Source organism: Bradyrhizobium sp., assembly GCF_027307225.1.
Lineage (GTDB): Bacteria > Pseudomonadota > Alphaproteobacteria > Rhizobiales > Xanthobacteraceae > Bradyrhizobium.
Genome location: NZ_DAHUXJ010000121.1, coordinates 44,567 through 54,015 on the forward strand (window position 1 = coordinate 44,567; position 9,449 = coordinate 54,015).

General features: G+C 62.8%; 7 protein-coding genes. 1 reads left to right on the forward strand and 6 read right to left on the reverse strand.

All coding sequences use genetic code 11. The annotated features are described in order from the left end of the window. Positions 1-551 precede the first annotated feature (551 nt). The 5 genes from M6D32_RS20745 to M6D32_RS20765 all read right to left on the reverse strand — a co-directional run bounded on the left by M6D32_RS20745 (position 552) and on the right by M6D32_RS20765 (position 7,110). Positions 552-1,337: a substrate-binding domain-containing protein gene (locus tag M6D32_RS20745; protein ID WP_298259716.1), complete on the reverse strand. Its 786-nt coding sequence runs from the start codon at positions 1,335-1,337 to the stop codon at positions 552-554. A 121-nt stretch (positions 1,338-1,458) separates the two neighbouring features. Beyond that, positions 1,459-3,462, reverse strand: a complete 2,004-nt coding sequence (locus tag M6D32_RS20750; protein WP_298259718.1) for a methyl-accepting chemotaxis protein — start codon at positions 3,460-3,462, stop codon at positions 1,459-1,461. A gap of 281 nt (positions 3,463-3,743) precedes the next feature. Further along, positions 3,744-4,643: an alpha/beta hydrolase gene (locus tag M6D32_RS20755; RefSeq protein ID WP_298259720.1), complete on the reverse strand. Its 900-nt coding sequence runs from the start codon at positions 4,641-4,643 to the stop codon at positions 3,744-3,746. Positions 4,644-4,886: 243 nt separating this feature from the next. After that, entirely contained in the window at positions 4,887-6,392 is a 1,506-nt protein-coding gene (locus tag M6D32_RS20760) for an NAD(P)/FAD-dependent oxidoreductase (protein ID WP_298259722.1), read from the reverse strand. Between the two features lie 268 nt (positions 6,393-6,660). Continuing rightward, positions 6,661-7,110 (reverse strand): cupin domain-containing protein, encoded by a 450-nt coding sequence (locus tag M6D32_RS20765; protein WP_298259724.1) that lies wholly within the window; start codon positions 7,108-7,110, stop codon positions 6,661-6,663. 359 nt (positions 7,111-7,469) lie between these two features. Between M6D32_RS20765 and M6D32_RS20770 the strand changes: the two genes are divergently transcribed. Continuing rightward, positions 7,470-8,495, forward strand: coding sequence for an AraC family transcriptional regulator (locus M6D32_RS20770; protein ID WP_298259726.1), 1,026 nt, complete (start codon positions 7,470-7,472; stop codon positions 8,493-8,495). Positions 8,496-8,654: 159 nt separating this feature from the next. Here M6D32_RS20770 and M6D32_RS20775 read toward each other — a convergent pair. After that, on the reverse strand, positions 8,655-9,449 hold a 795-nt coding region (locus M6D32_RS20775; protein WP_298259729.1), incomplete at its 5' end, for a flavodoxin-dependent (E)-4-hydroxy-3-methylbut-2-enyl-diphosphate synthase.

Here is a 9,449-nt window from a genome sequence, read left to right on the forward strand (position 1 = left end):
CCGCCAAAATCGTCCGGCATTCCCCGCGCGGCTGGTTTTACGGCTTATTCCACGCTCTCCCCGGCGATCGGGCTTGTTGTCACCGTCCCCGCGCAATGCAAAGCATTGTCGCGAGTTGATACCAGCGTCGAGATATCAGGACCACGTGGCTTCGCCGTCCGCGACGATGCGCATTCGTCTGTTGCGCCGCCGCGTCCACCGCATCTTCCGCCCAACGTTTAGTGACGATCGCGAAACGCCCCTCATCTCGGGCGGAAGACGCGCGAAGAAGTGCCAGTGATTTGCCCGACGTCGCAAGGAAAACGATCTGCGACAGATTGGCACGACGGGCAAATCAGGTGTGGCGCAAGAATCGTCAGATCGCCACTGTCAATGACGGCGCGTGCCCCCGACGCCGTCATTCCGGGGCGCGAGTGCAACGAGCGAGCCCGGAATCCATTTCTCCCAGTATTGACGTGCAACGATGGATTCCGGGCCTGCGCCTAACGGCGCATCCCGGAATGACGAAAGATGGAATTGGTTCGCCGCATCCGCTCCCCTCAATGACAGTCTTACGCCGGATCCATGCCCTTGGACTTGAGCACGGCTTTGCCACTCGGACCGGTCAGAAGCTCGATCAGCGCCTTGGCGGCCGCCGGATCCTTGGCTGAGGATCCGATCCCTGCCGCGAAAGTGATCTGGCTGTTGAATTCGCCGGGCAACGGACCGACCACACGCGTTCCCGGTACCGCCGCGATCTCCGAGGCCTGCGCTACGGCCATTTCGGCCTCGCCCTTGGCGACGAGTTCGCCGGATTCCGCACCCGGCACCAGGATGGTTTTTTGCTTCATCTGCTCAGTAAGACCTAAGCGATCAATGACCCTGGCCATATGGACGCCGCTGGCGCCGCCCTTGGCCGGATCGGCGTAGGAAATCGACTTGGTGGCGAGCAGCGCCGCTTTGAGCTTTTCCGGCGTAGAGATGTCGGGTAGGGCCGCACCGGCGCGGACGCCGACGGCGACATAGGAGGTCCCGAGGTCGACGACGCTCTCCTTGGCAACCTTGCCCTGGCCTTCCAGGTCGTTGAGAACCGGGCGCGACAGGATCATCACGTCGGCGGTTTCACCCGCATCGATCTTCTTCTTCAGGTTGGCAATCGTGCTGTAGACGATGGTGAGATGGTTGCCGCCGGCCTCATTTTTCGGGGCAAGCTGGTCGAGCGTCGGCGTGAGCGCGACCGTGCTCATGACCTTCACCTCGGCGGCGCGCGCACCGGTCGCCGACGTTGCCAGCGCCAATAGCAGCGAACATCCAAATGCTACCGCAATCGCGGTTCGGCTGATGATGCGTTTGCTCATGATGGTGGCTCCTCGTTTGCCCATTCCATCATAGCCGATGCGTTGCCGGGGTAGTAGAGGCGGCTCCCCGATCTGCTTCGAGGCGGTCATTTCCGTGACCGCCTCGCCTTGTTGCGAGCCGTCAGGCTGCGCGGACCGACGCAAGGAATTTCGAGACTTCGGACCTGAGCCGGCCGGAATCGGTCGACAATGTCTGCGCGGCCGACAGCACCTGCGACGATGCCGAACCGGTTTCCGCCGCGCCGCGCTGAACGTCCGCGATGTTGGAAGACACTTGCTGCGTGCCCGTCGCCGCCTGCTGCACGTTGCGGGCGATCTCCTGGGTGGCCGCGCCTTGCTCCTCCACGGCCGCCGCGATGGCCGAAGAGATTTCGGAAAGCTTCTCGATCGTGCCGCTGATTTCCCGGATGGCTCCGACGGAGTCCTCCGTTGCGGCCTGAATGCCGCTGATCTGCTGGCTGATTTCGCCGGTTGCCTTCGACGTTTGTTCGGCGAGCGCCTTCACTTCCGATGCCACGACGGCAAAACCGCGACCGGCTTCGCCGGCACGGGCCGCTTCAATGGTGGCGTTGAGCGCGAGCAGGTTGGTCTGCCCCGCGATGGTGTTGATCAACTCGACGACGTCGCCGATACGGGTTGCGGCCTTGGAGAGCTCACCGACCCGCGCCGTCGTATTGTGCGCCTGGTCGACCGCCGCGCCGGCCATTTTCGTGGATTCCAGCACCTGCCGGCTGATCTCGCTGATCGACGAGGAAAGCTCTTCCGTCGCGCTGGCGACGGACTGCACGTTAGCGGACGCTTCCTCGGAAGCTCCGGCCACGGTGGTCGCGAGCTCCTGGGCGTGGTCTGCCTGCGAAGTCATGGTGCGGGCGGACGCCTCGAGCTGGCTCGACGCAGCCGAGACGGTGTGGACGATCGCGCCGACGGCTTCCTCGAAGCCGTTGGCGAGCTTCTGCATGTCTTCCTTGCGCTGGCGCGCGACGACTTCGTCCTGCCTGATCTTGGCTTCGGCTTCGTCGTGGGCTTTCTGCTCGGCCTTGACCTTGAAATCCGAGACAGCGTGCGCCATGTCGGCGATCTCGTCGCGGCGGTCCAGTCCGGGCAGCACCACGTCGAAATTGCCAGCGGCGAGCTCCTTCATGCCCGAAGTGAGCCCGGCCAGCGGCCGAATGATGCCACGCGCGATGAAGAAGGCGATCACCAATCCGAGCAGCACGGCGGCGCCGGCGACGATTTCCTGGGCCGAGATCGTGCCGGCGATGCGGCCGTCGGTCTCGGCGACGGTTGAGACGAAGCGGGTGTCGGTCTCGGACTTTATCTTCCCCATGCTCTCGATCGCGCCAACGATCGCCGGAGTAATGGCCTTGTAATAGAGCTCGTCGGCTCGAACGATATTGGGGCCGGTCTTCTCGAAGGCCTCGCCGTATTTGGTCAGGCCGGTCTTCACCGCGGCAAGCAGGGCGGCGAGATTAGCCGGCAGCTCCGATTTTTCGATGCGGGCGACATCCTGTTGCGCCTTGGCGAGACTGATCTTGAACGTCTCGATGCCTTTGGCGTTGCGGGTTGCGAGCATCCGCCAGTTGGCGATGCGCACGAGCAGAACCTTGGTTTCAAGCGCGATTGCGTCGGACGCGAACGGCGTCCCGGTGGCGCCAGCGACGAATATGGCGACGTCTTCCGCCATCTTGTCGCCATCGGTAAACAGCAGCGCGCGTCCCGCCTGCATATGCTTGACGGCGTCAGCAAGCTTCGCGCGATTGGCTTTCAGCTGGTTGATATCGCCGATCACGCGCTCGTATTCGGCTTTCCGTTCTTCGAAACGCGTCGTTGCAGAGGCATCCTCGAGCAACGCGACGACAGCGCCCATCCGTTTGTCGGCGTCCGCCAGCGAGGCCTCGTCCTGATCGAACGAATAGCGCAGAAGCCCGCGGCGAATGGCTTGCAGATGCGTCGTCATTTCGCCGACCCGAACGGAGATTTTCGACTGCTGTGTCATCAGCTCGACGGAATCTCTGATGCTGCCGAGCTGCAAGAAGCCGATCGCAGCAAGGACCGCAGTCGCGGCGACAAGGATGCCGAACCCTGCATAAAGCCGGCCACTGATTCGAAGATGAGGAAGCGTCACGATGCCATCCTTTGAAAAATCGAAAAATTTGTCCGAACGTTGGCTTGTCTCGTTGAAAGGCGAACCAAGTTGGCCAACAGCCTTGCATCGCAACGGTTGAGATATGGTGAACATTTGTGTAACGCGACCCGCGTTCGGCTGATTGGCGGCCGCTTGCTGTGGCGTTGAACGCCTCCTGCGTCACCGGGTGAAAAGACATCCGTGATTTTACGGAAGAAATGCTGGCGGACGCGACGTTACGTCGCTACCGGCCGCAACGTTCCGCGCAGGTCTACTCCGGCTCACCGCGCCAGCCAATTCTGCACGAATTGCCCGGCGCGCGCGATCGCCTCGCGGCCCTCGGGCAGGATGCGGGCATAGAGATGCCAGGCGTGCGGCATGCGGGGCCAGACCTCGATCTCTGCATCGCACCCCGTTGCTTTCAATCGTTCAGCCATTCGCAACGAGTCGTCGCGCAGGATCTCGTCGCCGCCGACTTGAATGAGCGTCGGCGGCAAGCCGGCCGCATCCCCATAAAGCGGCGAGGCGTAAGGATGGCGTGCGTCGGCGCCAGCCAGGTAACAATCGACGAGCGCGGGAAGCCGCGCGGCATCCATCATCGGATCGGCCGCAGCATTGCTCTGTAGCGATGGCCCGGTCAAAGCGAGATCGGTCCAGGGCGAGATGGCGACCGCGGCGGCTGGCAGCGGCAGGCCTTCATCGCGCATCCGGTAGAGCGTGGCGAGCGCGAGACCGCCGCCGGCGGAGTCGCCGACGACAGCGATTCGTTTTGGATCGATACGTTTCGCAAGCCAACGATACACCGTGACTGCATCGTCGAGCGCGGCCGGAAACGGATGCTCCGGAGCCAGCCGGTAATCGAAGTACAGCACCGACGCGCGAGCCACGGCGCCAAGCCGCCAGGTGAAGTCGCGGTAGAGCGGCGCGGTGCCGATCACGTAGCCGCCGCCATGAAAATGCAGAACACAAGCATCCTCGCGCGCTTGCGGGGCAATGATCCGCACGGCGTTGACGCCGCCGGCATCGAGCGTCTCGGTGCGTGTTCCCCTCGATGGGCCGGGCACGAGGGGCTCGAGCCGCCGCAAACGGCGGCGGGCCGTTTCAAGATCGAGCTCGCGGTGCTTGCCGCTCGGCTTGAACAGGCGCAAGGCCAGTCGCAGGAGTTCCGCTCTCAGGCTCATGCACTAGTGTCCCGGTTCTGACATTCGTATGATATCGCGGCGGGCACGTTTACGAATGTCAGAACCAAAGGGACACTAGCGATTCTATCATTCTAGTGTGGCTTTGACTCCGACGTTCCTTCGAAGAACTCGCGGCGGCACCGGAAGGAACGTCAGGGTCGCCACACTGGGAACGCGCCGGGGCCATCAGCTGTTTCCGCTTGACCGGCTGACATTGGCAGCCCGTCCGCGCAGAAGGCGTCGTCAGGCCGCGTGGTAATCCGGCGCCGAGGCGAGGTACTTCGCATAGGCCTCCGCATCCGGCGGAAGAAAACGCTCGGCCAATCCGTTACGTCGGGTCTGTTTGGCGCCGATATCGGCGATCAGCTCGTCGAAATGGCGATAATGATAGGGCGCAACGCACAGGCCGCCATAGACGCCGGCGGCCGGCCGCTCGACGCGCTTGAAATGCAGCATCATCTCGATGTTGTCGCGCATCGCTTGCGCCGTCGGTTGCCGCGCCAGCCGGCCATCGGCATAGCGCACCAGCCAGTTGGCGGCGAGGTCGGCGCACAGCACCGTGCAGAACGAGGAATTGAAGCCGACGAAACCCATGTCCGGCAGGTCCGGATTGGCGATCAAGCGGTAGAGCCGGTACTGTCCGTCGGCATCGACCAGTTTGGCGCGCCAGGCTTCGGGCAAGAACGGAACGCCGAGCTTGTAGCCGATCGCAAGTACGGCGAGGTCGGCCTGCACGCGCTCGCCGCCGCTCATCACGATGGTGCCGCTCTCGTAATGATCGAACGTGCCGCGGATCGCCTTGATGCGGCCGTCGGCGACCATCGGATGGAAGTTCGGCGTTGCGATCGGCACCGAGCAATTGATGCCGTCTTCGATCCTGCCATTCGGCACCATGTTGCATTTCTTCAGCTTGAGCTGGGCTTTCAGCAGGCTCTCCAGCCCGCGCCAGTTGGCCCAGATCATTGGCGCGGCGAGGCGGAGCGCGAGGCGTGAGGCCATGCCCGCACCCCAGCCCGGGAACATCTGTTCCTGGGCGCGGATGTAGAGAATGCGTTTGAAGTTGATGAGACCGCCGATGAAATAAGGAATACGCCAGACCGGCTCGCGGAACACGATCGTCACCTTGCGCGCGCCCGACTTCACCGCATTCACGGCGATGTCGGTTGCCGACTTCGATCCGCCGAGCACAACCACACGGCGACCGCTGACGAGGGAGGCGTCGTTATATCCGGAGGAATGCAGGATCCGGCCGCCCTGGGCCTTGAAATCGCTTTCGCCGGGACAATGCAGCTCCAGCGGATCGCTGAACTGGCCGGTGCAAACCGCGACAAAATCGAAATCCTCTTTCGATGTCGCCCCGCTCCTGTCGGACAGCGTCAGCATCCAGCCGGGCTTACCGTCGCCGCGTCGCGCCATGTTTTCGACTTTGGTGTTGAAGCGCAGCATGCGCTCCAGCCCAAAACTCTTCGCGTAGTCGCTGAGATAGGCATGGACCTGCGGCCCGGTCGGCCATTCCGGATAAGAGGCCGGCATCGCGCGATCCGTGTAGCGATAGAGATCCTTCGGGCTCTGGGTCTGCACCTCGGGATAGGAGCGCGCCGGCTCCCAGACACCGCCAAGGTCGGCGCTCTTCTCGATAATGGTGACGTTGTGACCGCGCGTGGAGAAGGCCTTGGCTGCAACTAGTCCGGAGACTCCGGCGCCGATCACGCACACATTTTTGGAGCTGACTATCTGACGGCTGGCCATGGTTTCGCTCGCAATCATCTGTGTTGAACGCGACAGACCGCATTCGGCCGCAAAGCGCGCGGCCGCTCGATCCCGCGGTGGTACGACGTGACGTCCGGCTTGCTAGTGTGGCGGTCCAGAAGTCCGCATCATTTGTGCCGCCGGTTCGTCATGCGGCCTTCTGAACCTAAGCCACACTAGAATCATAAGTTCGCTAGTGTCCTTTCGATTCCGAAGTTCGAAACGTGGCTCCGAAAAATGCTACGAACTTCGGAATCGGGACACTGGCTTAGTCGTTGGCTTCAGGCGGCAGGAAATTCACCTCGTGCTGTGCCGAGATGCGCACGACCTCGGCGGGATCGGAGAGGTTGTGCAGCATGTTGAACAGCGCTTCGAGCTTCTGCATCGGTGAGACCCAGAACATCGCCCGCGCCGGCTTGTCCGATTTGTTGAAATAGCCGTGGGGAATGCCGCGCGGCATGCGCACGAGATCGCCGGCCTTTGCCTTGACCCACTGGCCGTCGAGCTTGAGGTCGAGCACGCCGTCCTGCACGAGGATGAACTCCTCCTGCGTGGGGTGGACGTGAACCGGCACGAACTGGCCCGGCTCGCTGTTGGTTTCGAACGCGAAAGTGGAGTCGCAGATCGCCTTGGGAAAATAGAGCTGGCCCAGAATGTTCCAGCTCTTGCCGGCGTAACCGGTGCCGCCCGGAGTAATGCCCTTCTCGAGTGCAGTCATTGCTTGCCTCCATGATAGATTTCGGCAAAATGAGGATCGGGCAGGCGCAAAGCGCTGTCTATCCGATAAACGAATCTCGCCCACGTGGTGCCCTGCAGCACGAAGTTTTTCGGTTTGCGGCTCTTTTCGGTAAGGCCGGGATATTATAGGCTTAAAACAATAGACAACAGGATCCCCTAGTGGAGTGGATTTGACATTCGCCACCCGTAGCCGAGCACCTCAATGCGAATGTCAAATCCAAAACTCCACTAGCACCCTATATTTGCTAGTGGTCCCTTGATTCTAACATTTGCAAAAGTGCCTGCCACGACGGGATGCAAATGTTAGAATCGGACCACTAGCGCCAAGCATGGTGGATCATGTCGGCAGCCGGGCTGGAAACGAGCGCGCGTCGGCCGCAGGCCGCAAGGCTTGATGGTTTCGCCCGCGTCAGCACCTCCGATGTCGACGAGGCGGCCGAGCAGATCGGCCGCATCTTCTGCCCGCACGATCTTGAGCCGCTGCATGCCAGGGCGACAGGTTTTTTCGCCAGGCACAATTGCGCGGCCTTTGACGGCTTTTCCATCAACTACGTGGCCTATGGCGGATCGGTCGAAATCGATCCGGGCTGTCTGGAGCGCTTCTTCCTGCTGCAGATCCCGCTGAAGGGCTCGGCTAAAATCCGCGCGGGCGCCTGCGAGTTCGAAACGTCACCGTCATTGGCGGCTTCCCTGCTGTCGCCGACGGTGCCGAGCCAGATGGTGTGGAACGACTGCGCGCAAGTGATCCTGCTGCTCGATCGCCGCATGGTCGAACAGCGTGCGGCCGCACTCGCCGGCCGCGCGATTGGCGCCATCGAATTCGATCCCGTTATCGATCTCGAGACGCCGGCCGCGCGCAGCCTGTGCGCAAAGCTTGAGGAGTTGATGCAACTCGCCGAACGCCTCGGCCCGGGTGGCCTGATATCGGCGACCGCCAGCGCGGACTGGCGGGAGACGCTGCTCGACCGTGTGCTCGATGGGCAGCGGCATGGACTGACGGAATCGATCCAGACGTTCTCCGGCCGGGCGGAATGCCTGCCGCGCGCGTTGCACCTGGCGCGGGACTATCTTGAGGCCGCTGCCTCCGAGCCGCTCGATCTGGCGCAGCTCGCTTCATCTGCAGGCATCGGCATTCGCGCGCTTCAGCTCGGCTTCCGCCGTCATTTCGGCGTGTCGATCTCCGAGATGCTGCTCGACATCAGGCTCGCCAATCTCCATGCGCAGCTCTGGCGAGCTCGGGGCGATGCGTCCATCACCGATATCGCGTTCGATCTCGGCTTCACGCATTTGAGCCGCATGGCAGGCGCGTATCGCGCCAAATTCGGCGAGTTGCCCTCGGCGACATTGAGGCGCCGGATGGGTTAGCTCGCTGCGCACGAACGGTGCTGACCCTCATCCTGAGGAGCGCGCTTGCGCGCGTCTCGAAGGATGTGGCCCTTGCGAGCGGTCTCATGGTTCAAGACGGCGCTAACGTGCCTCCTCACCATGAGGGTCTGAAGCAGTAGGGTTAGCGCGCGGGGAGCGTTACTCCGCGGCCGTCGTCTCCGGCAGCTTGGCGCCTTTGCCATAGCGCTGGTCGATATAGTCGATCACCAGCGCCTTGAATTCGGTGGCGATCGTCGGCCCGCGCAGGGTGCGGAATTTCTTGCCGTCGACGAACACCGGCGCCGCCGGTGCTTCGCCGGTACCGGGCAGCGAGATGCCGATATTGGCATGCTTCGACTCGCCGGGGCCGTTGACGATGCAGCCCATCACCGCGACGTTGAGTTCTTCAACGCCCGGATACTGCGTCTTCCAGTTCGGCATCTCGTCGCGGATATGGTCCTGGATGTCGCGCGCCAGTTCCTGGAACACCGTCGACGTCGTGCGCCCGCAACCGGGGCACGCGGCGACGAGCGGCACGAAGGTGCGGAATCCCATGGTCTGCAGGATTTCCTGCGCGACCTTGACCTCGATCGTGCGGTCGCCGTTCGGCTCAGGCGTCAGGGACACGCGGATGGTGTCGCCGATACCTTCCTGAAGCAGAACGCCGAGCGCCGCCGCCGAGGCCACGATGCCCTTCGACCCCATGCCGGCTTCGGTCAGGCCGAGGTGGATGGCGTAGCTGCTGCGCGCCGCCAGCATCTTGTAGACCGCGACGAGCTGCTGCACGGCGGAGACTTTTGCCGACAGGATGATACGATCCTTGCCGAGACCCATCTCCTCCGCGCGCGCCGCCGACAGCAGCGCCGACTGCAGCATGGCTTCGCGGGTCACCGCGCCCATGTCCTTCGGATTGGCGGACTTGGCGTTCTCGTCCATCAGGGTGGTGAGAAGGTC